This is a genomic window from Prevotella sp. P5-50 (genome assembly GCF_002251295.1).
GTDB lineage: Bacteria > Bacteroidota > Bacteroidia > Bacteroidales > Bacteroidaceae > Prevotella.
Genome location: NZ_NPJA01000003.1, coordinates 1 through 23,037, shown reverse-complemented (window position 1 = coordinate 23,037; position 23,037 = coordinate 1). Strand labels below are relative to the sequence as shown.

General features: G+C 45.5%; 18 protein-coding genes and 1 tRNA gene. 16 read left to right on the top strand and 3 right to left on the bottom strand.

Annotated features, from left to right (window positions below; genetic code table 11):
- The first annotated feature begins 2 nt into the window (after positions 1-2).
- The 9 genes from pnuC to CIK88_RS01055 all read left to right on the top strand — a co-directional run bounded on the left by pnuC (position 3) and on the right by CIK88_RS01055 (position 10,081).
- Positions 3-635: a nicotinamide riboside transporter PnuC gene (pnuC, locus tag CIK88_RS01095; RefSeq protein WP_094434029.1), complete on the top strand. Its 633-nt coding sequence runs from the start codon at positions 3-5 to the stop codon at positions 633-635.
- Positions 632-1,273: a thiamine diphosphokinase gene (locus CIK88_RS01090; protein WP_094434028.1), complete on the top strand. Its 642-nt coding sequence runs from the start codon at positions 632-634 to the stop codon at positions 1,271-1,273. The genes pnuC and CIK88_RS01090 overlap by 4 nt, the downstream gene beginning before the upstream one ends.
- A 120-nt stretch (positions 1,274-1,393) precedes the next feature.
- Positions 1,394-3,076 carry a lipopolysaccharide assembly protein LapB gene (locus tag CIK88_RS01085; protein WP_094389860.1) on the top strand — a complete coding sequence of 561 codons (1,683 nt, stop codon included), beginning with the start codon at positions 1,394-1,396 and terminating at the stop codon, positions 3,074-3,076.
- Positions 3,077-3,079: 3 nt separating this feature from the next.
- A complete protein-coding gene (locus CIK88_RS01080; protein WP_094434027.1) occupies positions 3,080-4,081 on the top strand; it encodes a TlpA disulfide reductase family protein in 1,002 nt (333 codons plus the stop codon).
- A 976-nt stretch (positions 4,082-5,057) separates the two neighbouring features.
- A complete protein-coding gene (locus tag CIK88_RS01075; protein ID WP_144269557.1) occupies positions 5,058-6,956 on the top strand; it encodes a HAMP domain-containing sensor histidine kinase in 1,899 nt (632 codons plus the stop codon).
- 120 nt (positions 6,957-7,076) lie between these two features.
- Positions 7,077-7,493 (top strand): type II 3-dehydroquinate dehydratase, encoded by a 417-nt coding sequence (gene aroQ, locus CIK88_RS01070; protein WP_094434040.1) that lies wholly within the window; start codon positions 7,077-7,079, stop codon positions 7,491-7,493.
- Positions 7,490-8,116 (top strand): O-methyltransferase, encoded by a 627-nt coding sequence (locus tag CIK88_RS01065; protein ID WP_094434025.1) that lies wholly within the window; start codon positions 7,490-7,492, stop codon positions 8,114-8,116. The genes aroQ and CIK88_RS01065 overlap by 4 nt, the downstream gene beginning before the upstream one ends.
- Before the next feature lie 316 nt (positions 8,117-8,432).
- Positions 8,433-9,275 (top strand): 5-dehydro-4-deoxy-D-glucuronate isomerase, encoded by an 843-nt coding sequence (gene kduI / locus CIK88_RS01060; RefSeq protein ID WP_094434024.1) that lies wholly within the window; start codon positions 8,433-8,435, stop codon positions 9,273-9,275.
- Positions 9,276-9,286: 11 nt separating this feature from the next.
- A complete protein-coding gene (locus CIK88_RS01055; protein WP_094389855.1) occupies positions 9,287-10,081 on the top strand; it encodes a gluconate 5-dehydrogenase in 795 nt (264 codons plus the stop codon).
- 103 nt (positions 10,082-10,184) lie between these two features.
- Here the strand turns inward: CIK88_RS01055 and CIK88_RS01050 are convergent, their stop codons facing one another.
- A complete protein-coding gene (locus CIK88_RS01050; RefSeq protein ID WP_094434023.1) occupies positions 10,185-10,460 on the bottom strand; it encodes an HU family DNA-binding protein in 276 nt (91 codons plus the stop codon).
- A gap of 235 nt (positions 10,461-10,695) precedes the next feature.
- Here CIK88_RS01050 and CIK88_RS01045 point away from each other — a divergent pair, with 235 nt between their 5' ends.
- The 3 genes from CIK88_RS01045 to secDF all read left to right on the top strand — a co-directional run bounded on the left by CIK88_RS01045 (position 10,696) and on the right by secDF (position 15,836).
- The gene (locus CIK88_RS01045; protein ID WP_094434022.1) at positions 10,696-11,610 is read left to right on the top strand and encodes a rhomboid family intramembrane serine protease; all 915 of its coding nucleotides are present in this window, start codon (positions 10,696-10,698) and stop codon (positions 11,608-11,610) included.
- Positions 11,607-12,701 carry an endonuclease/exonuclease/phosphatase family protein gene (locus CIK88_RS01040; RefSeq protein ID WP_094434021.1) on the top strand — a complete coding sequence of 365 codons (1,095 nt, stop codon included), beginning with the start codon at positions 11,607-11,609 and terminating at the stop codon, positions 12,699-12,701. Before CIK88_RS01045 ends, CIK88_RS01040 begins: the two co-directional genes overlap by 4 nt.
- A gap of 105 nt (positions 12,702-12,806) precedes the next feature.
- Complete coding sequence (gene secDF / locus CIK88_RS01035) at positions 12,807-15,836, top strand: protein translocase subunit SecDF (protein ID WP_094389851.1); 3,030 nt, start codon at positions 12,807-12,809, stop codon at positions 15,834-15,836.
- 212 nt (positions 15,837-16,048) lie between these two features.
- On the opposite strand, the gene CIK88_RS01030 is transcribed toward secDF, so the two are convergent.
- Complete coding sequence (locus tag CIK88_RS01030) at positions 16,049-16,513, bottom strand: MaoC family dehydratase (protein ID WP_094389850.1); 465 nt, start codon at positions 16,511-16,513, stop codon at positions 16,049-16,051.
- 94 nt (positions 16,514-16,607) lie between these two features.
- Between CIK88_RS01030 and CIK88_RS01025 the strand changes: the two genes are divergently transcribed.
- The 4 genes from CIK88_RS01025 (at position 16,608) to nrdG (ending at position 20,876) form a co-directional block, all read left to right on the top strand.
- Positions 16,608-16,679, top strand: a tRNA-Arg gene (locus tag CIK88_RS01025).
- A gap of 29 nt (positions 16,680-16,708) precedes the next feature.
- On the top strand, positions 16,709-17,863 hold the full coding sequence (locus tag CIK88_RS01020) for an N-acetyltransferase (RefSeq protein ID WP_094389849.1): 1,155 nt from the start codon (positions 16,709-16,711) through the stop codon (positions 17,861-17,863).
- A gap of 212 nt (positions 17,864-18,075) precedes the next feature.
- The gene (locus CIK88_RS01015; protein ID WP_094434020.1) at positions 18,076-20,319 is read left to right on the top strand and encodes an anaerobic ribonucleoside triphosphate reductase; all 2,244 of its coding nucleotides are present in this window, start codon (positions 18,076-18,078) and stop codon (positions 20,317-20,319) included.
- A 56-nt stretch (positions 20,320-20,375) separates the two neighbouring features.
- Entirely contained in the window at positions 20,376-20,876 is a 501-nt protein-coding gene (nrdG, locus tag CIK88_RS01010) for an anaerobic ribonucleoside-triphosphate reductase activating protein (protein ID WP_094434019.1), read from the top strand.
- 993 nt (positions 20,877-21,869) lie between these two features.
- Here nrdG and CIK88_RS01005 read toward each other — a convergent pair.
- Positions 21,870-22,565: a Sir2 family NAD-dependent protein deacetylase gene (locus CIK88_RS01005; protein ID WP_094389845.1), complete on the bottom strand. Its 696-nt coding sequence runs from the start codon at positions 22,563-22,565 to the stop codon at positions 21,870-21,872.
- Positions 22,566-23,037 lie beyond the last annotated feature (472 nt).

The following is a 23,037-nucleotide window of genomic DNA, read 5'->3' as shown; positions in this document are numbered from 1 at the left end:
TCATGTACGACTATATTGCCCTACATGGGCTTGACATACTGACCACGATACTCGGTTTGATATATATCTGGCTGGAGTATCGGGCCAGTATTTTTCTTTGGATAGTAGGCATCGTGATGCCCGCCCTCGATATCTGGCTCTATTGGCAGCACGGACTCTATGGTGATGCAGGAATGGCTACCTATTATACTTTGGCAGCAGTCTATGGCTATATCGTATGGAAATGGGGACACGGCGAGAAGCGTACGCTTCCCATCAGTCACATGCCCCTACGCCTTTATCTGCCAGCCGCGGTGTTCTTCTTTGCAGCGTGGGGAGCTACCTACTATATACTCATCACCTGGACCAATTCTACCGTTCCTGTACTCGATGCCTTCACCAATGCGCTGAGCTTTGTGGGCCTATGGGCATTGGCACGCAAATATATGGAGCAATGGTTCTTTTGGATTGCAGTAGATGTGGTATGCACGTTCCTCTATGTCACCAAAGGCATTCCCTTTAAGGCAGGACTCTATGGACTCTATGTTGTGATTGCCGTAGCTGGATGGTTTAAGTGGCGTCAACTGATGCATCGCCAGAATCATCAAGACCAGCAGTATCAAGATCAGCAGTCATCCTCAACCTCAGAAGCATGATGATGTCGCAATTCCTCTTTCGTCCCGATGCCGTTATCCTTGCCAATGGTGTGTTTCCCACCCATGCCATACCGCTCGGAGTGCTTCGTTCTGCTCCCCATGTGGTTTGTTGCGACGGATCCATTGCCCATTGGCCCGATGCTGATGTTGTAGTGGGCGATGGTGACAGCATTCCTTCGCAGTATCGCTCACGGTTGGCACGGATTACCGAACAGGAAGACAACGACCTCACTAAAGCCACACGCTATTGCTTGGACCACTATCAGCCCTCCATCAGTAATCATTGCCGTTTGCGCTTAGCCTATCTTGGTGCTACTGGAATGCGTGAAGACCATACCCTTGGCAATATCGCCTTGATGATGCGCTATTACCGTCAGATGAATATCGAACCCCTGATGTTGACCGATTATGGATGGTTTGTTGCAGCAGAAGGTCGTCAAACCTTTGATAGTTTCGCAGGCCAGCAGGTCAGTATCTTCAGTTTCAATACCACTCGACTCACGTCAGAAGGCCTTCGTTGGTCTGCCTATTCCTATGAAGAACTGTGGCAAGGCACGCTCAACGAATCCTTAGGAGCCCGTTTTACCCTTGATGCCGATGGTTGCTATTTGGTATATCGCACTTATGATGCCAAATAGATAGAATGACGGCAAATATACCTTAAAAATCACTAAAAATCCAGTCTTATTCGGTCTTTTACAGAATAAGTGACTATCTTTGCAATATCTTAAAAAAACAGGTAAAAAACAGATAGAATAATGAAGAAATTAGTATTTCTGTCAGCAGTGGCAGTTGCCGCACTGACATCGTGTGGTGGAAAGCTTGGAGAATTGTCTGCCGACAACTTCAAGGTAGTACCCAATCCGTTGGTTGCCGAGTCGGGTCAGGTACCTGCAACAATCAATGGTATGTTCCCTGAGAAGTATATGGCCAAGAAGGCTGTGGTTACCGTAACACCGGAACTGCGCTTCACCGACAATGGCGTAGAGACTGCCGTTAAGGGACAGAGTGCAACATTCCAGGGCGAAAAGGTGTTGGGCAACGATCAGTCCATCTCCTATAAGGTAGGCGGCCACTATACCATGAAAGCCAATTTCGCTTATCAGCCTGCCATGCAGAAGAGCGACCTCTATCTCACTTTCAACGCACGCGTTGGTAAGAAAGAGGTGCAAGTACCTGCTGTCAAGGTTGCAACAGGTGTGATTGCCACCAGCGAACTCTATCGTTCTACCATTACCAGTGCTAATCCCTGCACATCGCAGGATGCATTCCAGCGTGTCAACGAACAGAAGTTTGATGCTACTATCAAGTTCCTCATCCAGCAGGCTGAACTTCGCAAGAGCGAGTTGAAGAGCAATTCCGTACAGGAGTTCACCAGTCTGCTCAAGCGCATTGCACAGGATCAGGAAGGTCTCAATATCAATAATGTAGAAATCTCAGCCTATGCTTCGCCCGATGGTGGTGTGTCTCTCAACGAGAAGCTCGCCAACAAGCGTCAGAAGAACACCGAGTCATACGTGAAGAAACAGATGAAGGCTGCCAAGATCGACGCCAACCTCTCTTCACAATATACCGCACAGGACTGGGAAGGTTTCCAGGAGTTGGTTAAAGCCAGCAACATTCAAGATAAGGATGTTATCCTCCGCGTTCTCTCTATGTATCAGGACCCACAGGAGCGTGAGCAGCAGATTAAGAACATGAGTCAGGGTTTCCGCGAATTGGCAGACGGTATTCTGCCCGAACTGCGTCGTGCCCGCATGACCATCAACTATGAGACAATCGGTCGCGATGACGATCAGATTTTCGCTCAGTATAAGGAAGATGCTTCTAAGCTCAGCGTTGAGGAACTGCTCTATGCAGCATCTATCGCCGATACCGATGCACAGCGTGAGGACATTCTCAAAACCACAACCAACCTCTATCGTGAGGACAGCCGCGCTTACAACAACCTCGCCGTACTGGCTATGCAGAAGGGCAACAATGCCGAGGCACAGAAATATCTGAGCATGGCACGCACCCTCGATGCTAAGAATGCTGAGGCCAATGCCAACATGGGTCTGCTGGCTCTGCAGCAGGGTGATGCTAAGACCGCAGAGGATTATATCTCACGTGCAGCCGGTGCCAACAATCTGGCAGAGGCTCTGGGTAACCTGCATCTGGCACAGGGCAACTACGCTCTGGCACAGCAAGACTTCGCAGGTGTAAACTCTAACAGCGCTGCTCTGGCACAGTTGCTCAATAAAGACTACGCCCGTGCCACTCAGACACTGGCTAACGTGAAGAATCCCGACGCTATGACCGACTATCTCAACGCCATTGTCAATGCACGTCAGGGCAACAACGACGCAGCAGCTTCTTATCTGCGTAGCGCCATCCAGAAAGATCCCAAACTGGCTCAGTATGCTGCCAACGACTTGGAGCTGAGCAAGGTTAGCAAATAAAGAATGAGAAAAATTCTTGGATATATTTCGTTCGTCTTGATTCTCGTTTCGTGTGGCATCAGCGGTAACAAATTCCGTCTTGAGGGCCGACTCAGAAACCTGAATCAAGGCGAATTCTATGTGTATAGTCCCGATGGAGGCATGACGGGCACCGATACCATCAAGGTGCGCGACGGACGTTTCTCTTACGAGAAAGCCGTGCAGGGCGATTATACCTTTATCATCATCTTCCCCAACTATAGCGAACTGCCCGTGTTTGCCACTCCTGGCACTTCGCTCAATATCAAAGGCGACGCCACCCATCTGAAGGAGATTACGGTGAAAGGGTCTAAGATCAACGAGCAGTTCACCGATCTGCGTTCACAACTCAACCGCCTCACACCGCCTGAAGAGCGTAAAGAGGTGGCTGACTATATCCGTAAGCATCCCGAATCGCCCATTAGCACTTATCTGCTCAATCGCTATTTTGTCTTGACCATAGATGCCGATTTCGACCAAGCCGCCCAATTGGCAGCAGTGATGTTGAAGGCGCAACCCAACAATGCACGGTTGCTCACGCTGCGCCGCCAACTCGATGTACTGAAGAAGAGCCGACAGGGTGCTGTCCTCCCTTCGTTTACCGCTACCGATCTTAAAGGTCGTCCCGTATCGAAAGCACAGCTCAATGCTAAGGTCAATGTGGTCAATGTCTGGGCAACATGGAGTTATCAGAGTGGTGACATACAGCGCCGTTTGCAGAAACTCCAGAAGACCTACGGTTCAAAACTCGCCGTGGTGACACTCTGCCTCGATGGCAATATCAAAGACGTGCGCCACCGTGTAGATCGCGACTCTATCCCATGGCCTGTAGTGTGCGATGGTAAGATGTTCCATTCTCCCATGGCAACCCAGTTGGGCATATCCGCAGTCCCCGCCATGATTGTTGCCGACAATAGCGGACGTATAGTGGCACGCGACTTAGAGCCCGAAAAGGTGGAACAGGAATTGGAGAGAAGATTGAAGTGAAGACTATGTGATTGTTGGGTGAAAAAATCAATATGGATATTGTTCATCAGTCTATGTAATATTAGTTGTCTTTTTTTAATTTATAGGACTATGAAAAGAATTTTATTTGTATTGCTGACCATGGTTGCCACACTTTCATTTAGAGAATTATTGATGATAGAAGCATAAACTTTATAGAAACCATCGTTTGATAATAAGAGTGTTTGTATTAAGCCAAATGAGCAGAATTAAGCTTGCTTAAATTTTGCCATGGCGAGAGAAAGTGACATAAAATGGAAGGTTCGTTTGATATGGTCAGACGAACCTCTTTCTCTATATACGCGCGTACGCCTACGCGCACGCGATGTCGCAAAAATCGACCACTCGACCACCATGACGGTATAACATCAAGCGAAACAGAATGTTATGCGGTGGTCGAATGCTTTTCTTTCAGGTGTTTTCGACCACACTTCGACCACCGGATTTCCATCTCTCATAACCATGAAACTGCTAAACGACCCACGTATATCAATGTATAAATAGGGTTAGTGAGGTTTATCAGCACTTTTTCAAACCTTGATAATATTTTTATCCAACGATGGATAACACCTTTATCCAATATTGGATAACACCTTTATCAAACGTTGGATAATACTTTTATCAAACGTTGGATAACATCTTTATCAAACGTTGGATAATATTCTTATCAAACATTGAAAAGACCTTTTTCAATCGTTAGACAATACTCTTGCCAATCGTTAGACAATACCCTTGCTAAACGTTGGGCAATACTTTTGCCAAACATCTAAAACTCCTTGCCAAAACGTTATCAAAAAAAAAACAATCCATTTTATTGCTGAGCGACAATTATATTTCTTTTGCAATTTACTCTGTAATTTTATCACCATTGTAGTTCTAAAAATTGAAAAATTGTTGTATCTTTGCAGAAAATTAAACCAATGATAGTAAATAGGAAATGATAATACACCACATGAGTATGCTGAAAAGAACGATAGCGTTTATATTTTTTCTGTCAATCATAACCATATCCAGTGTTCAAGCACAGTCACAAGAGGCGCAAAGCAAGAAAGAAGTGCTCGTATTGAGTTCTTATTTCCAGGGATATGCATGGGCGGAAAACCTCGCCAGTGCCGTAGTTTCACGTTATGCAGTCAACAGACGGTTGACGGTAGAAGTGGAATTTCTTGACCTTGTAGCCCAGCGCGACAGCGTATTGATGCGGGAAAAAGCCGAATCTATCATGAACACCAATGATGCCACAGGCAAGGAAATAGTCATTCTGATAGGTGAGGAAGCATGGATTATGTATCGCACATTCATGAAAGGCGCATGGAAAGAGGTGCCTTGCGTTGCTGTTTTCTCTGGCGAATACACCTTCAGTGCCAAGGACTATGACAGTGGTAAGGAGTGTGTGGAAAGTATGAAGATACCACTGGAAGAGTCGCGTCGCGGCTTCAATGCCGCACTCATCACCGATCCCTATTCTATACACGAGACCATTGAATTGGCTTTACAACTCAAACCGAATACCAAGAATCTTGCCCTTGTCACTAATTCATGGCAGATAGGCTATCTTTCAAGATATAAAACGCGAAAAGTGTTGGAGCAATACCATCCCGACATCAATTTCATCGACCTCAACAATAGGCAGATGACTACTGCCGAGTTGCAAAACCGACTGATGACACTGCCCAAAAACACAACAGTAATCTTCGATTCGTGGATCAGTCAGAACCAGAATGCCACCCGTGCATTATATCCCGACAATGCCATGCGACAGATTGTGGGCCAGTTGACTGGCGATGCCGCTTTCGGACTTTACGATTTGGGCATCAGAGATGGCGCATTGGCAGGAGGCGTATATCCCACTTCCGACGAATTCATAGAGAAGTTGCAAGAAGTGCTTTCGAAGATAGAGAACGGCACACAACCCAAGGATATTCCTCTGATACAGCTCGACAATGCCAAACGATACCTCAATTACAACACGCTGAAAGCCTACGGAATACCCGAAGAACTCTATCCCGCTGATGCCGTTTACTACGGCAAACCCGTGAGTTTCTTAGAGCGCAACAAGGTGTATGTCATTATTGGCCTCATCATTATGGCATTCTTCCTGATAGTGTTATTCACCATAGCTGTCGTTGAACGCAAACTCAAGAAGAAAACCAAAGAACTGCTTGTCCTTACCAAAGAGAACGAAGCCGGCAAGACCCGCTTCATAGCCAATATGGGCAAACTCATCCGCAATCCGCTCCATGTCATCCAGATGTCTATCGACATGATTGATACGAACCATCTGAGCGAAGACGAGCGCAGGATGATGAAAATCATAGCCAACAACAAAACGCAGCTCATCAACCTCTTCGACGACATCATCGACCTCGGAAAGGCTGGTCTGAACGACTTCCAGTTGTATAGTGACAATGTCAATGTGGAAACAACACTGTCAGATATCCACGAAACACAAGAGCAGTGTAACAACCTTGAGTTTACGCTGATACCTGCCGGACGGGAGCATTATGTCTATGCTGATCCCAAGCGTCTTTCGCAAGTACTGACATACGCCATACTCAATGCCGACTGTCGTAAGACCGAAGGGCAGGTGGAAGTGAAATGTGAGGGCGATGGCAAGCAGGTGAAAATCTGGGTGATGGCACATGCCAACTTCCAAGATAAAGACAAAACCGAACTGTTTGATGCCTTCAACGACAGGCAGCCCTGTGCACAGAGTGACCGAAGCAATCTCGAACTGCCCCTGTGCCACAAAATCATGGAAGCCATGGGTGGCACTATCACGCTGCAGAAACTTACTGACGGCAAATGGGCATTCCTCATAGAAATGAGCGAAAGTTCTCCGCTTAAGAGCAAGTAATCGAAGTTTTCTGTTCTATGAGACATGGTGCCGCCAGGTATCGTGCGATTTTATCGCGATAATGGGGCTGGATTTGAAAAAATGTTGTATCTTTGCACCACGCAAAAAAAGATGAAACAGATGAAAATACTTATTGTGAACGGTCCCAACCTTAATCTGCTCGGACAGCGCGAACCAGGCATCTACGGCACCTCGTCGTTTGAAAGTTATCTGCCTACGCTGCGGCAGCGTTATCCCGATGTAGAGATAGACTACTATCAGAGCAATGTAGAGGGAGAACTCATCAACCGCATGCAGCAAGATGGATTTACGGTAGATGGCATCGTGCTCAACGCCGGTGCATACACCCACACTTCTATAGCGCTGTACGACTGCATCAGGTCGCTGAAAAGTCCAGTGATAGAGGTACATATCTCCAATGTGCATCAGCGCGAACCATTCCGCCACCATTCCTATCTCTCGCCAGCCTGTCGCGGAGTGATCTGTGGTTTCGGACTCGACTCCTACCGTCTGGCTATTGAAGCACTCATCGGATGACGCTCGACAACTATATATTGACCCATTCAGACCCAGAGCCCGACTATCTCTATAAGCTTTGGCGTGCTACCAATATCCATCTGCTCCATGGACGCATGGCATCGGGTCACCTCCAGGGCAGACTGCTGAAGATGTTGGTCGGCATGATACGCCCCAAGAATGTGCTTGAGGTGGGTACGTTTAGTGGCTATAGCGCCTTGTCAATGGCTGAAGGACTGGAAGATGGCGGACATCTCTACACTTTCGAAATCAACGACGAGCAAGAGGACTTTACCCGTCCGTGGATAGAACAGTCGCCATGGGCTGACCGCATCACCTTTCTCATTGGCGATGCCATTACCGAAGCGCCCCGACTCGGCGTCAGCTTCGACCTTGCTTTCATAGATGGCGACAAGCGCACATATCGCGAAACCTACGAAATGGCACTTTCGGTGGTGCGCAAGGGAGGCTTTATCCTTGCCGATAACACCCTGTGGGACGGTCATGTGGTGGATCCTTCCTACGGGAAAGACCAGCAAACCCACGGTATCGTCTCTTTCAACGACTATGTCAGACAGGACTCCCGTGTGGAGCGTGTCATCCTCCCGCTGCGCGACGGACTGACCCTGATTCGCAAACTATAGGCGGCGAACACAGGCTTGCCTGCGGTTTCGCCCTTTCGCCAAAACTCTGTAGAAAGAGGCAGAAACGGCAACCTTTTTGTATTCTGCTCACTTAATCGTACCTTTGATGCTTCGCATCTTAGGTACTGTCGTTCGAGAATAAAAAAGAAATTTAATTTTTCTTTTTGTATTCTGCTCACTTAATCGTACCTTTGACCTTACGGTCTTAGGTACTGTCGTTCGAGAATAAAAAAGAAATTTAATTTTTCTTTTTGTATTCTGCTCACTTAATCGTACCTTTGCAGTACGAATTTAACTAGAACAAATCATCACACTTATGAAAACAAATTATGAAATTCGTTATGCAGCGCATCCCGAAGATGCAAAAAGCTATGACACTAAACGAATCCGACGCGATTTCCTAATTGAAAAAGTATTCGCCCAAGACGAGGTGAATATGGTTTATTCTATGTATGATCGCATGGTCGTAGGTGGAGCAATGCCTGTCAACGAGCCACTAAAACTCGAAGCTATCGATCCGCTGAAAGCTCCTTTCTTCACTACACGACGTGAAGTGGGTATCTTTAACGTGGGTGGAGCCGGAACCGTAAAGGTGGGCGACGAAACCTTCGAACTCGACTATAAGGAGGCACTCTACATCGGAAGTGGCGACCGTGACGTGGTGTTTGAATCGAAAGATGCTAAGCAGCCTGCGAAATTCTACTTCAACTCTACTACCGCACACAAGCAATATCCTTGCAAGAAAGTAACTAAAAAGGATGCGGTAGTGGCTCACATGGGTGCACTCGAAACTTCTAACGAGCGTGATATCAATAAGATGCTCGTCAATCAAGTGTTGCCTACTTGTCAACTGCAAATGGGTATGACCGAACTCGCACCCGGTTCTGTATGGAATACCATGCCTGCTCACGTGCACTCAAGACGTATGGAAGCATACTTCTACTTTGAGATTCCCGAAGATCAGGCCGTTTGCCACTTCATGGGCGAAGTGGAAGAGACACGCCACCTCTGGATGAAAGGCGACCAAGCTGTGCTCTCGCCAGAATGGAGCATACACTCGGCTGCTGCCACACACAACTATACTTTCATCTGGGGTATGGGCGGCGAAAACCTCGACTATGGTGACCAAGACTTCTCACTCATTACTGATCTGAAATAAAACATAAGTATATGACAAATCTATTTTCATTGGAGGGCAAAGTAGCCCTCGTTACCGGTGCTGCCTATGGTATCGGATTTTCTATCGCGGAAGCCTATGCTAAGGCTGGTGCAAAAATTGCTTTCAACTGCCGCAAGCAGGAACACCTTGATAAAGCTCTTGCCGACTATAAGGCTAAGGGTATTGAGGCTCACGGATACATCTGTGACGTGACCGATGAAGAGCAGGTGAAAGCTATGGTTAGCGACATCGAAAAGAAGTTGGGCGTTATCGATATTCTCGTCAACAACGCTGGAATCATCAAGCGAATCCCCATGACAGAAATGTCGGTAGAAGACTTCCGACAGGTGATTGACATCGACCTCAACGCTCCTTTCATCGTATCAAAAGCAGTATTGCCAGGCATGATTAAGAAGGGACATGGTAAGATTATCAATATCTGTTCTATGATGTCGGAACTCGGAAGAGAAACCGTTTCGGCATACGCAGCGGCTAAGGGCGGACTGAAAATGCTCACACGCAACATCTGCTCGGAGTTTGGTGAATACAATATCCAGTGTAACGGACTCGGTCCAGGATATATCGCAACACCACAAACCGCACCCTTGCGCGAACGTCAGGCAGACGGTAGCCGCCATCCATTCGACAGCTTTATCTGCGCCAAAACACCTGCAGGACGCTGGCTCGAACCTGAAGAACTCATGGGACCTGCTGTCTTCCTCGCTTCAGACGCATCAAATGCTGTCAACGGACATATTCTCTATGTGGATGGAGGTATTCTGGCATATATCGGAAAACAGCCCTGATGTCAGAAACTGATACTTATCAGCCCAAAAAGGAAACGACTGAAAAAAGAATGGGGACTCCAAAACGGAGTCCCCTATTCTTTGTTGGGTCTAAAGACACAGATTACTTGTTGATAGCCTCTGCAAACTCAGCACCAGCCTTGAACTTGGCAACCTTCTTTGCAGCGATGGTGATCTTCTCACCTGAACGGGGGTTGATACCATCGCGAGCGGGCTTCTCAGCAACGGCGAAAGTACCGAAACCTACGAGCTGAACTTTATCACCTGCGGCGAGAGCGGCCTTAATTACGGATACGGTGGCCTCAAGGGCTTTCTTAGAGTCAGCCTTTGTCAATCCTGCCTCGGCTGCAATCTTGTCAATCAATTCTGTCTTGTTCATAATTCTGATTTTTTTGATAAATTATTAATAGTTTTTGTCGGTTCTTATTTAATTTCTTGGCAAATATAGGGGAAAGTATTCAAAAAACAAACAAAAAATCAAAAAAAGTGAGTTTTTTACTAAAAAAAACCGCTTACAAGGCACTTTTCATGCCGAAACAGCAAGATTTTTAGTAATTTTGCGACCGAAAAGAAATAACAAGAGCTTACATATAATAAAACGAAGGAACAACACGATGAATAATATACCAAGTATTACAAAGAACCTGCTCATCATCAATGTACTGGCATTCTTTGCCACATGGGTGTTTGAAAAACAAGGCCTCGATCTCACAGCAACATTCGGTTTGCATTTCTTCATGGCCAAAGACTTTTCGTTCTACCAACTCGTCACATACTTGTTTATGCACGGTTCGTTCATGCATCTATTCTTCAACATGTTTGCAGTATGGATGTTTGGAACCGTTATGGAACGAGTTTGGGGACCAAAACGATTCCTTATCTACTATCTTGTATGTGGAATAGGAGCAGGTATCATACAGGAAGGTGTGCAATACATCAACTATGCCAACGAAAACCTTGCGGCATACGATTTCGTAATGACATCGTCAGGAAGAATTACAACCGAAGCGTACCTTAATCTGTGGACCACAGTAGGAGCGTCGGGAGCCGTCTATGCCATTCTGTTGGCATTCGGTATGACATTCCCCAACGAGAGAATGTTTATCATTCCATTCCCATTCCCCATCAAGGCAAAATGGCTCATCGGGGGATATATCGTGATAGAAGTGTGGTCGGCATTGAATACTCCGGGCGACGGAATAGCACACATGGCACATCTTGGTGGTATGCTCTTCGGATTTCTGCTCATACGCTACTGGCGGAAACATCCGAACATTGAACAGAGATTTAATGGCCAAAACGGTTTCTTCCAACAGATGAAGAAACAATATGAGAATAAGCGCCGCAACACCTTCCACTATCAGCCTTCTACCGAAACACCACGTTGGGAGGAACATAAAGAAAAGGAAGAAGACAGCGCACGGCAGGCAGAAATAGACGCTATACTCGACAAAATCAGAAAAAGCGGATATGACAGTCTGACTAAAGAGGAAAAGAAGAAACTGTTTGAACAAAGCAATAGAAATTGATTAAGCGACTCAAACAGTTCACTATAAAGATGGTAGCAGGCGCCAATATGGCGCTGGTACTCATCATGCTGGCCGTGGGATTCTCTGATAGACTCAATCCTGCCGACCATCCGGTATTGTCGTGCGTTGGAATGACATTCCCTATCTTGCTACTCATCAACTTGTGTTTCCTCTTCTTCTGGCTCACATTCAAGTGGAGAATGGTGTGGATCCCTATCCTCGGATATGTTGCAACATATATTCCCATCAGCACCTATATGCCACTCAATATGCAATTTACAGATCCTGATGAAGGCGCAATAAAGCTCATTTCATATAACGTATGCACCTATGGGGGCAACTATAAATATGAAGATGGATTTGGGACCGTGTGCCAATATCTGCATGATGAACAGCCAGATATCGTCTGTCTGCAAGAAGATGTGGATACGTGGAGAAGATATGCATTTAAAGAATTTCAGAAGACATTTGCCTATAACGATACTGTCCACTTCAATCCTGGACCTGCCATCAATGGAGTTGGCATACATACCAAGTTTCCCATCATACGAAAAGAACGAATCAACTATCGCTCAGAGGCTAATGGTAGTGTGGCTTGGTATCTGCAAGTGGGAAACGATACACTATTGGTAATCAATAACCACTTCGAAGGAACACACCTCTCAACAGAAGACCGACATAACTACCAGAACATCATTAAAGGCAATATCAAGGGACAAGAGGCCAAACATGAATCAAAAAAACTGCTCATCACACTGGCGGAATCATCGGCAAGGCGTGCTCCGCAGATTGATGCAGTATGTCAATACGTGGAAGAACATAAGCAGTATCCTATCATACTCTGCGGAGACTTCAACGACAACCCCATTTCCTACTCGCGCCACAAAGTATCTACAGTACTCAAAGACTGCTTCACCACAACAGGAAAAGGACTCGGATGGTCGTACAATCAAAAAGGATTTTACTTCCGCATAGACCACATTTTCTGTTCCAACGATATACAACCATACAACTGCAAGATAGACAATAAAATAGATGCCAGCGACCATTATCCCATAGTCTGTTGGCTTAAAATCAACGGAAAACCTTGAAAAATACACGTTTTTCAGCGAGAAATTTCGCTAAGTGAAGAAAAATAAGTATATTTGCAAACTATTTGGGAAAAAATATACAAAATAAAATAAAACAATAAAAAAATGCAAAACAAAGGAATCGTAAAATTCATCGCACTGGTTCTGATACTCGTGTGTATCTTCTACCTCTCCTTCTCCTTCGTGACACGCTACCACGAGAATAAGGCAGCGGCCATGACTGAAGAGAAAGGCCAGGAGTATCTCGACTCTATCATGAACGAGAAAGTGTACTGCGGAATCTACTCTTTCAAGCAGTGCCGCGAAATGGAAATCGGCCTCGGACTTGACCTGAAGGGCGGTATGAACGTGATTCTTGAGGTTTCAGTGCCAGACGTTGTTGACGTACTCGCTGACCACAAGACAGACGTTGCCTACAAAAAGGCCATGGAAGAAGCTAAAAAAGAAGAGGAAACAAGTCAGGAAGACTTTATAACACTCTTCGTGAAACATTGGAAAAAAGAAGGAAACGGTCGTCCACTCGCAGCCATCTTTGCTACACAGCAGATGAAAGGCAAAGTGAGCACCAGCAGCAGCGATGCTGAAGTTGAACGCGCACTGCGCACTGAAGTGCAGTCTGCTGTGGACAACTCATTCAATGTGGTACGCAACCGTATCGATAAATTCGGCGTGGTACAGCCTAACATCCAGAAACTGGAAGGACAAAGCGGACGAATCATGGTTGAAATGCCTGGTATCAAAGAGCCAGAGCGCGTGCGCAAATTGTTGCAAGGTAGTGCAAACTTGGAGTTCTGGGAGACCTACAACACCAAGGAAATTGTACCTTTGCTGAGCCAGCTCAATCAGAAATATGCCGTAACAGGTGGTGCTGCTGAGGCAGAAGCCGACACAACAGCTACCGATACTACTGCAAATGCAAAGGCCGCAACCAACGATTTGGCAGCAAAGCTCAATGCTGGAAAAGCTAATGCAAGCAAAGAAGAAGCAAAGGCTATTGCTGCTGCAAAGAAGCAGAACCCACTCTTCTCTGTACTCCAGCCCATGCAGGGTGATGGTCTTGCCATCGTAGGTTACGCTAATGCACGCGATACTGCAGAGGTCAACAAGATTATCTATTCTGATATTGCCAACCAAGTGTTGCCTGCTGAGTGCAAACTCCGTTGGGGTGCTAAAGCTGAAGACTTTGGTGGACAGAATACTCGTGGTGATATCTTCGCTCTCTACGCATTGAAAGTGACTGAGCCAAACGGACGCGCTCCACTGGAAGGTGACGTTATCACCGGGGCTAAAGATGAGTTCGACCAGATGGGTCACCCATCGGTTTCTATGCAGATGAACTCTGACGGTGCACGCCGCTGGTCACAGATTACCAAGCAGAATATCGGTCGTGCTGTTGCCATCGTACTTGACGATGCCGTATATAGCGCACCGCGTATCCTTACACAGATTGACGGTGGTAACTCTTCTATCACTGGTAACTTCACAATTGAAGATACTAAAGACCTTGCCAACACCCTCAACTCAGGTAAAATGCCTGCTCCTACACGTATCGTACAGGAAGAGGTCGTAGGTCCTTCACTCGGTGCACAGTCTATTCAGCAGGGCGCTATCTCATTCGTTGTAGCTTTCGTACTGCTGATGATTTATATGGTAATGCTCTATGGATTCATTCCTGGAATGCTCGCAAATATTGCATTGCTCTTCAACCTCTTCTTCACACTTGGTATCTTGACGTCATTCCAAGCTGCCCTGACCATGCCGGGTATTGCCGGTATCGTGCTCACATTGGGTACTGCTGTGGATGCCAACGTGCTTATCTATGAGCGTACGAAGGAAGAACTCCGCAAGGGACATACCGTGAAAGAAGCACTCAACCTCGGTTACTCGAATGCCTTCTCGGCCATCTTCGACTCTAACTTCACTTCGTTGATTACTGGTATCATCCTCTACGTATTCGGAACAGGTCCTATCAGAGGCTTCGCTACTACTTTGATCATCGGTATCTGTGTATCATTCTTCACCGCTGTATTCATGACACGTCTGGTTTATGACGGCAAGATGAAGAAGGATAAGTGGCAGAATCTCACTTTCACCACCGCTTATTCACGCAACATGATGCAGAATACCAAGTTCAACTTCATGGGTGCATATAAGAAGTCATTCACCATCTGGGCTGTTGTGGCAGTTCTGTTCTGCATAAGCTTCGCTGTTCGCGGACTTAGCAAGAGTATCGACTTCACCGGTGGTAGAAACTACGTGGTAACACTCGACAAGTCTGTACCTGTTGAGCAGGTACGCACTACATTGGCTGGCGCATTCGTCAACACCGTTGGTGAGAACGCAGGCAAAGAGGCAAACACCAGCGTTATCGCACTCGGTACTGATGGAAAGACAGTTCGTGTTTCTACCAACTGGGATATCGAATCAAACAATCCTCAGGTGGACGACAAGGCTGAAACTATTCTTTATAACTCATTGAAGAAGGCTGGACTGGTTAGTCAGGAGAGCGTTGAAGACTTTAAGAACCCGGATATCCGCAAGGGTGGTTCTATCATTAGCTCATCAAAGGTTGGTCCTTCTGTTGCTAAGGATATTACTCACGGTGCTATCATCTCCGTATTCATCGCCTTGATTGCCATCTTCCTCTACATCTTGCTGCGTTTCCGCAACCTCGCTTACTCTGTAGGTGCTACTGTAGCATTGGCACTCGATGCCCTTATCGTTATAGGAATGTACTCGGTATGCTGGGGCATTCTCCCCATGTCGTTGGAGATTGACCAAACCTTCATCGGTGCTATCCTGACCGTTATCGGTTACTCTATCAACGATAAGGTGGTGGTATTCGACCGTGTACGTGAGAACCACAGCCTCTATGCAAAGCGCGATTTGCAGTCATTGTTTAATGGTTCGCTCAACCAGACACTGGCCCGTACCATCAACACCTCTGTGACTACATTGATCGTATTGCTGTGTATCTTCGTTCTCGGAGGCGACAGTATCCGTTCATTCTCATTCGCAATGTTGCTGGGTGTAATCTTCGGAACGCTATCGTCTATCTTCATAGCTGCTCCTACTGCATTCCTTGTAATGGGTAAGACCATCCGTGAAGATAATGCCGGAGAAGCAAAAGCATAAGGATACACCTTATTAATATATATAGCGAGCCCGCTTCCACATGGAAACGGGCTCGCTTTTTCAATTCATCAATAGGAAAGAAGGTCGAACGAGAACTGATATCTTAGTTTCGAAACCACTACAACCGTCTTTGTCGAGAACGTCACTCGAATAGAATGAGTACGTCTGATGTATGGGATAGTGCGGTTTCTTTCCGCAGTTGATAGAGAACTTTACTCGAAATAATAAAGGAAGGCAGCAATACCCTCAAGGGCTGGTTTGCGCTGTCCCTCAATTTCAATCTTGAACTTAATTTCAGCCTTACAGATACCGCGAAGGTTTTGAATAGCATGAAGAGTAGTGACAAGGCGCACGCGACTGCCGGTGATAACAGGTTGGCCGAAGCGCATGTCAGTCATGCCGTAGTTGACCAACATCTTGATATTGTTGACTTCAATAATCTGATCCCACATGTATGGCAACAGACTTAACGTCAAGTAACCATGAGCAATGGTGCTCTTGTAAGGACTCTCCTCTTTTGCGCGCTTTACGTCCACGTGTATCCACTGGTGGTCGAGTGTAGCATCAGCAAAGAGATTGATGCGATCTTGATCTACTTGCAACCAATCGGAAGCACCTAATTCCTCGCCCAGATGGGCGGCAAACTCGTCATACGAGTTGATGACTAATTTTCCCATAATATCAATATTTGTATTAGAAATATGCTACAAAGGTACTCAAAAATAATCATATTACAATTATATTTCGTACCTTTGTGGTCGCATTTCGGCTGCCCTGATAGTTAAATGGATATAACAAGGCTCTCCTAAAGCTTAGTTCCGAGTTCGATTCTCGGTCGGGGTACTATCGAATCTACTACTAAGCATAAGGCGATGATGACTAATATAGAAATAAAGAAAGTAACCACACGTCAGGAATTGAAACAGTTTGTGCAGTTTTACTACGAGATGTATCGTGAGTGTAAGCAGGCTGTTCCGTTTCTTTATTCCGAAGAGATGAATACTTTGCGACATGACTGTAATACGGCGTTCGAATGTTGCGAGGCGGAATACTATCTTGCTATGCGAGACGGGAAGGTTGTGGGACGCGTTGCAGCCATCATCAACCATCGGGCTAATGAGCGATGGAACCGCAAGGAGGTGCGTTTCGGATGGTTCGACTTCATCGATGATGCTTGCGTGAGCCGTGCACTGATGGATGCTGTCATGCAGTGGGGACGCCAGAAAGGCATGAATGAAATAGCTGGGCCACTCGGATTTACTGATATGGATCGTGAAGGTATGCTGATTGAAGGATTCGATGAAGATGCCACGATGTATATCAACTACAACTACCCTTATTATATAAAACATATGGAGCAGTTGGAAGGATTTGTCAAAGACAATGACTATATGGAATATCGGGTGAAAGTGCCTGAAGTGGTGCCTGAGAAATTCCATAAAATTGCCCAGATGATACGCAAGCGCTACAATCTTCAAATACATAAATTTACAAGAAAGGAACTTGTTGAAGGAGGTAAAGGACGTGAAGTATTTGATATTATCAATGCCACTTACAAGGACCTTTATGGTTACAGCCAACTCTCAGAGAAGCAGATTGACCAGCTTGTGGAACAGTATATTAAGATTGCGGACTTGAAATTGGTGACCAGTATTGAGGATTGGAACACTCCTGATCATCGAATGATAGGATTCGGAATAGCTTTCCCTTCGTTTACTAAAGCACTTCGCCAAACGCGTGATGGGCGTATGTTACCATTCGGTTGGTGGCATCTTTTGCGTGCATTGAAGTGGCATAAGACGGATACTGCCGACCTTTTGCTTATCGGCGTGCTACCAGAATATCGTGCCAAGGGTGCCAATTCGCTCATTTTTGACGACCTCATTCAGCAGATTCAACGCTATGGCTTCAAGTGGGCAGAGGCTATGCCACAGATGGAAACCAATGAGAATGTGCGCAGCCAATGGCAGTATCTTGATGCCAGACAGCACCGTAGGCATCGTTGCTATCGTAAACAACTTGTATAAGTATAGGGTTTTCTTTTCGGAAAACTTACAAATGGGGAATTTTTCAAAAGTTTCCCATTTGTGTTTTATAACTTATTGTGTGTTAGCGAATTGACATTTATTAACACAACAAAAGTTGTCCAAAACGAAAATCTTATAATATTTATTTGTATCTTTGCAAACGGAAAATAATAACCCAATAACCAATTCATAATTCCAAAAGTTATAAAAGCATGATACAGACAGTAGTAAAGCGCGACGGACGCATCGTGGGATTTAACGAGCAAAAGATTATGGCCGCTATTCGCAAGGCTATGATCAGTACAGAGAAAGGTGAAGATGATAGCCTTCTACAGACTATTACAGACCGCATTGCCGCACGTGGCAGTGCTCAGATGACGGTAGAGCAGATTCAAGACTCGGTAGAAATGGAGCTTATGAAGAGTTCGAGAAAGGATGTTGCACAGCGCTACATTGCCTATCGCAACCAACGTTCCATTGCCCGTAAGGCTAAGACTCGCGACGTGTTCCTTGATATTGTCAACATCAAGAACAACGACGTGACACGTGAAAATGCCAATATGAATGCCGACACCCCTGCCGGTATGATGATGAAGTTTGCATCTGAAACCACTAAACCCTTTGTCGATGACTATTTGCTCTCACCTGAGAGCCGCGATGCAGTGGAGCACAACTATCTGCACATCCACGACAAGGACTACTATCCCACGAAGTCCCTCACCTGCTGTCAGCATCCTCTCGACAATATTCTCACTAAAGGTTTTGTTGCCGGACATGGCGCCAGCCGTCCTGCTAAGCGCATTGAGACTGCTGCCGTACTGGCTTGTATCTCTCTGGAATGTGCACAAAACGAAATGCATGGCGGACAGGCTATTCCTGCCTTTGATTTCTATTTGGCTCCCTACGTACGCCTATCGTATATAGAGGAACTGAAAGCGCTCGAAGATTTGTATGGTGAGAGTTTTGCAGACCTGTATCATGAGCCGCTGATTGACTATCTAAAGCAGGATCTTGATGGTTTGAAGGGTAAAGACCGTGTGCGTCAGCATGCTATCAACAAAACTGTCAGTCGCGTACATCAGGCTATGGAAGCTTTTATTCACAACATGAACACCATTCACTCACGTGGTGGTAATCAGGTTGTGTTCTCAAGTATCAACTATGGAACCGATACTTCGGCTGAAGGTCGTTGCATCATGCGTGAATTGCTCAACTCTACTTATCAGGGTGTGGGTAATGGCGAGACTGCCATCTTCCCAATCCAAATATGGAAAAAGAAGCGTGGTGTCAACTATCTGCCACAAGATCCTAACTACGATTTGTATCAGCTGGCATGTAAAGTGACCGCTCGTCGTTTCTTCCCCAACTTCCTCAACCTCGATGCTACCTTTAACCAAAGTGATGCATGGCGTGCCGATGACCCCAAGCGCTATATGAACGAGGTTGCCACTATGGGTTGCCGCACTCGTGTATTCGAGAACCGTTTCGGTCCAAAGACCTCTGTTGGTCGTGGTAATTTGTCGTTCTCAACCATCAATATCGTGCGTATTGCCATCGAATGTATGGATGTGAAAGATCAGGAGGCTCGTATCGCCAAGTTCTTTGCTAAACTCGATGAAGAGTTGGAAATAGCTGCTAAGCAACTCGATGAGCGTTATCAGTTCCAGAAAACCGCTTTTGTTAAACAGTTCCCACTGTTGATGAAGAGTCTTTGGATTGGTGCAGACAAACTGAATTCTGATGATACTATCGAGAGCGTCATCAACCAAGGCACCCTTGGTATTGGTTTCATCGGCTTGGCAGAATGCCTTGTAGCACTGACAGGAAAGCATCATGGCGAGAGCGAAGAGTCTCAGAAACTGGGTCTGAAGATTGTGAGTTACATGCGCGACCGCGCCAATGATTTCTCTGAGCACTATCAGCACAACTACTCTGTTCTTGCTACTCCTGCAGAAGGCCTTAGTGGTAAATTCACCAAGAAGGATCGTGCCGAGTTCGGATCAATCCCTGGTGTGACCGATCGTGATTATTATACCAATTCTAACCACGTGCCCGTTTATTACAAATGTTCAGCTCGTCATAAGGCGGAAGTAGAGGCTCCATACCACGAAATGACTCGTGGTGGTCACATCTTCTATGTTGAAATCGACGGTGATGCCACCCACAATCCACAGGTTATCATGAATGTTGTAGATATGATGGACCAGTTGAATATGGGTTACGGTTCGGTGAACCACAATCGTAACCGTTGCATGGACTGCGGATATGAGAATGCCGATTCACACCTGGAAGTATGTCCTAAGTGCGGTAGCAAGCATATTGATAAGTTGCAGCGCATTACCGGTTACCTCGTAGGAACTACCGATCGTTGGAATCACGGCAAACTTTGCGAGTTGAATGATCGTGTGACCCATATTGAAGGTTCGCAACAGCAGAATCTTTTCGACGAGAAATAATCCATCAGCAACATAATTGTTGGATTGATTTCTACGAAACAAACAGTCAATCACTCATGATACAAGTACTTGATATCATAGAAGACACAATGGTAGATGGTCCGGGTTTCCGGACCTCTATCTATTGTGCCGGTTGTCATCACGAATGTCCTGGTTGTCACAATCCTCAGTCCTGGAATCCAGGAGGTGGACATCCGATGACCACTGACGAGGTGATGAAAATCATTGTAGCCGATCCTTATGCCAACGTAACATTCTCAGGAGGTGACCCCCTGTATCAGGCAGAAGGCTTTACCGAGTTGGCTCGTGCCATTCGTAGCCAGACTCAAAAGACCATTTGGTGTTATACCGGTTTTACTTTTGAGGCCATCGTGAAGATACCGCGTTATCGGCAGTTGCTCGATGAAATAGACGTTTTGGTTGATGGTCCCTTTGTGAAATCCTTGCGCGACGAAGACCTCCTTTTCCGTGGAAGTAGCAACCAGCGCCTTGTTGATGTACCAGCATCACTTGCCAAAGGAGAGGTGGTGGAATTTCATCCCGACGTCGAAGTATAATGTCCTTAGACACAAATTAAAACCTTGGCGACTTTGCTGAGTTTCTGTTGTTACTATAATACTTAGTTGACGATATATCGAAAGAAACTTGTTTCTCTGCAAGACGATGTCAGAAACCACCATCTTTAATAAACTGGCTCAAATATCGTTGGGACGTGATTATTAAGTGCGCTAAGCAGAAACGCTTGCTTACGTACTTTGTTTTCCTTAATCTATCAGTCATGGCTATAGGTAGTCTTTGCCTCTATCAACATAGAGGCATGCAAATGGACGAAACCAACCAGATCTAGTATAAAATTGTAATCAAGACCAGAAAGGACAAAAGTATTGGCGTGAAGTTGACTCCATCCTGCATAGGAACAGAGGCTTCTATGACAGACTCTTCAAATAATACATGATTTGTGTCATGTATTGTTCTATTTGAGGATGTTGGAATACAAACTGGGAACAAACCATAGACTTACAGAAATGGTTTCGGCTATGAAATGGTGGTTTACGAGAGAAATATAGTGGGTGAATATATAAAAAAACGCCGCTACTCAACACGAGCAGCGACATCCAAAGCCTATGTATAACTAAAAATCCTTTCTTTTTGTTTTCCAACCTCAAGATTGGATTGCCTTGCGGCGTGTATATGTTGTATGAAACAAAATTCTATAAAAAAAAGAAAGTTATGGGAGCCTCACGGCGACCACTGTTATCCATATTTCAAACTTTCTTTTTACCAATAACTAAAAACCTAAAACTATAAATATTACTACTAACCTAAAACAATCTATTAACCGAATGTCTGATAAGAACCTCTTGTTCTTTTTGACGATGCAAAGTTACGATGATTTTCATAACGACGCAACTTTTTTGGAATATTTTACGCAAAATAAACATATATTATTGATATGAATCAATTGCTGTGTGCGAAAACATCAGTATTTTAGCACTTGTTTACACTTCGCGACCATTATTGCTTATGAATCCTATAATCCATAGCTTGCGTTAGTCTGAAAGAAGCAGTTTTGAGAGTTGGCGCATGCCTTCGCTGGCTCCAGCCTGTATTTGCTGCACGTTGGAACCGGCATTGACGGGGTGGGGGTCTATGAGATATACAGGTACTCCCGGTCTGACATACTGTACAAGTCCGGCTGCAGGATAGACGTTGAGCGATGTACCGATGATAATAAAGATGTCCGCATGTTCTGCTTCATCCGCTGCACGACTGATCATTGGCACGCCTTCGCCGAAAAAGACTATAAAGGGGCGGAGAAGCGATCCATCGCCAGCCAGTGTGCCGGGCTTTACTTCACAGTTCTCGGCAGTGAGAAGTTGCTGATATCGCGGGTTATCTACATCCCTACTGCTGCACACCTTCATGAGTTCGCCGTGCAGATGGATTACTTTTGATGAGCCCGCAGCCTCGTGAAGGTTATCCACATTCTGTGTCACTACAGTCACATCATATTTCTTTTCGAGTTCTGCTACAAGTTTATGGCCCTCATTGGGTTTGGCATCGAGACATTTTTTTCGCAGCATATTATAGAAATTGGTCACCAAAGTGGGGTTTTCGAGCCATCCTTCGTGTGTTGCCACCTGTGCTACGGGATAGTTTTCCCACAATCCGTCAGCATCGCGAAAAGTTTTCAGTCCACTCTCTACCGACATTCCGGCACCTGTCAAAACTACGATTTTCTTCATAAGGCAATTGCTTTTTTAGTGTTTAGTTGATGCGAAAGTACGAAATTTCCAGCAATTGCGAAAGCATTTCTGCATATAATTTTCTGTGGCGTATGTTTTTTCTATCGCTTATTCGTATGGCTTTAAAGGCTTTGTAGTTACCTCTGATGCTTCGCATCTTAGGTACTTGCGTTCGAGAATCCAAAAGAAATTTGGTATTTCTTTTTGTATTCTGCTCACTTAATCGTACCTCTGATGCTTCGCATCTTAGGTACTTACGTTCGAGAATCCAAAAGAAATTTGGTATTTCTTTTTGTATTCTGCTCACTTAATCGTACCTCTGATGCTTCGCATCTTAGGTACTTACGTTCGAGAATCCAAAAGAAATTTGGTATTTCTTTTTGTATTCTGCTCACTTAATCGTACCTCTGATGCTTCGCATCTTAGGTACTTACGTTCGAGAATCCAAAAGAAATTTGGTATTTCTTTTTGT

Bases quoted from the DNA above. Each gene is read 5' to 3' on its own strand.
- CIK88_RS01030 (WP_094389850.1), bottom strand. From the start codon at position 16,513: ATGGGAAAATTAGTCATCAACTCGTATGACGAGTTTGCCGCCCATCTG.
- CIK88_RS01080 (WP_094434027.1), top strand. From the start codon at position 3,080: ATGAGAAAAATTCTTGGATATATTTCGTTCGTCTTGATTCTCGTTTCG.
- CIK88_RS01075 (WP_144269557.1), top strand. From the start codon at position 5,058: ATGCTGAAAAGAACGATAGCGTTTATATTTTTTCTGTCAATCATAACC.
- CIK88_RS01020 (WP_094389849.1), top strand. From the start codon at position 16,709: ATGATGACTAATATAGAAATAAAGAAAGTAACCACACGTCAGGAATTG.
- CIK88_RS01015 (WP_094434020.1), top strand. From the start codon at position 18,076: ATGATACAGACAGTAGTAAAGCGCGACGGACGCATCGTGGGATTTAAC.
- pnuC (WP_094434029.1), top strand. From the start codon at position 3: ATGTACGACTATATTGCCCTACATGGGCTTGACATACTGACCACGATA.
- CIK88_RS01005 (WP_094389845.1), bottom strand. From the start codon at position 22,565: ATGAAGAAAATCGTAGTTTTGACAGGTGCCGGAATGTCGGTAGAGAGT.
- secDF (WP_094389851.1), top strand. From the start codon at position 12,807: ATGCAAAACAAAGGAATCGTAAAATTCATCGCACTGGTTCTGATACTC.
- CIK88_RS01055 (WP_094389855.1), top strand. From the start codon at position 9,287: ATGACAAATCTATTTTCATTGGAGGGCAAAGTAGCCCTCGTTACCGGT.
- CIK88_RS01045 (WP_094434022.1), top strand. From the start codon at position 10,696: ATGAATAATATACCAAGTATTACAAAGAACCTGCTCATCATCAATGTA.
- CIK88_RS01090 (WP_094434028.1), top strand. From the start codon at position 632: ATGATGATGTCGCAATTCCTCTTTCGTCCCGATGCCGTTATCCTTGCC.
- CIK88_RS01065 (WP_094434025.1), top strand. From the start codon at position 7,490: ATGACGCTCGACAACTATATATTGACCCATTCAGACCCAGAGCCCGAC.
- kduI (WP_094434024.1), top strand. From the start codon at position 8,433: ATGAAAACAAATTATGAAATTCGTTATGCAGCGCATCCCGAAGATGCA.
- nrdG (WP_094434019.1), top strand. From the start codon at position 20,376: ATGATACAAGTACTTGATATCATAGAAGACACAATGGTAGATGGTCCG.
- CIK88_RS01050 (WP_094434023.1), bottom strand. From the start codon at position 10,460: ATGAACAAGACAGAATTGATTGACAAGATTGCAGCCGAGGCAGGATTG.
- CIK88_RS01085 (WP_094389860.1), top strand. From the start codon at position 1,394: ATGAAGAAATTAGTATTTCTGTCAGCAGTGGCAGTTGCCGCACTGACA.
- aroQ (WP_094434040.1), top strand. From the start codon at position 7,077: ATGAAAATACTTATTGTGAACGGTCCCAACCTTAATCTGCTCGGACAG.